Origin of the sequence: Bacillus glycinifermentans, from assembly GCF_001042475.2 — a bacterium.
GTDB lineage: Bacteria > Bacillota > Bacilli > Bacillales > Bacillaceae > Bacillus > Bacillus glycinifermentans.
Genome location: NZ_LECW02000058.1, coordinates 1 through 864 on the forward strand (window position 1 = coordinate 1; position 864 = coordinate 864).

General features: G+C 42.4%; 3 protein-coding genes. All 3 read left to right on the forward strand.

Annotated elements, in window-relative coordinates; genetic code table 11:
* On the forward strand, positions 1-337 hold a 337-nt coding region (locus AB447_RS23020), incomplete at its 5' end, for a hypothetical protein (protein WP_241494794.1).
* Positions 334-510, forward strand: a complete 177-nt coding sequence (locus tag AB447_RS25540) for an XkdX family protein (RefSeq protein ID WP_006637259.1) — start codon at positions 334-336, stop codon at positions 508-510. The genes AB447_RS23020 and AB447_RS25540, both read left to right, overlap by 4 nt.
* A gap of 34 nt (positions 511-544) precedes the next feature.
* On the forward strand, positions 545-864 hold a 320-nt coding region (locus AB447_RS23025; RefSeq protein WP_057957767.1), incomplete at its 3' end, for a phage holin family protein.

Genomic DNA, 864 nt, shown 5'->3' on the forward strand with positions numbered 1-864 from the left:
AATCAATACCGTTATGGTAGGGGAGGCGATAAGCATGCACGTTCTTTTTTATGATGAAAATTACAAATATGCTGGCGAAGACGATTTTTTCGGTGAAGAATTGCCGGCGAATAGCACGACAACCCCGGTTCCCGAAGGTATATACGCTCCGAAGTATGATCCGGAAAAAGACGAATGGGTCGAATCAGCAACCAAAGAGTATATAGAAAGTGTAACGCCGCCTGCACCGGAGCCGAGCCCTACCGATTTGCTGAAAAAACAGACTGCTTCACTTTCCTTACAAATAGCGAAATTACAGGCAGATATTTCAGCACTGAAAGGCGGCGGGGCTTCATGAAGTATCCAGCTTTATCAGATATAAAACAGTTTTATGATTGGGGGTGCTACACGGATGAAGAAATGCGCGAGTATGTAAGGATTAATTGGATCACCCCAGCAGAATATGAACAAGTCACAGGCAGGAGCTATTACAAGCCAGCCGTCAGTGTGGATTTAGGTAGCACCCAATGAGGGTGTTTTTTATTTTTAAAAAGGAGGAAATACATTGGATACATTTTATAAGGGTTTTATCGCTGTATTAGGCGGATTTGTCGGATTTCTTTTCGGAGGGTGGAGCATTCTGTTAACTATTTTATCTTTTCTGGTCATTATTGATTATGGAAGTGGGTTGGCGGCAGCCGGAGTAAACGGGGAGATGAAAAGCCGGGTTGGATTTATTGGTATCACGCGAAAAGTCTTTATTTTCGTGATTGTTGCCGTTGCTCACATGATTGATTTACTGCTTATTGAAAGCGGGATTGAAATGGGCTTTCTGGTCATGACCGTAACAATTGTTTTCTACTGCATTAATGAATTGATCTCTAT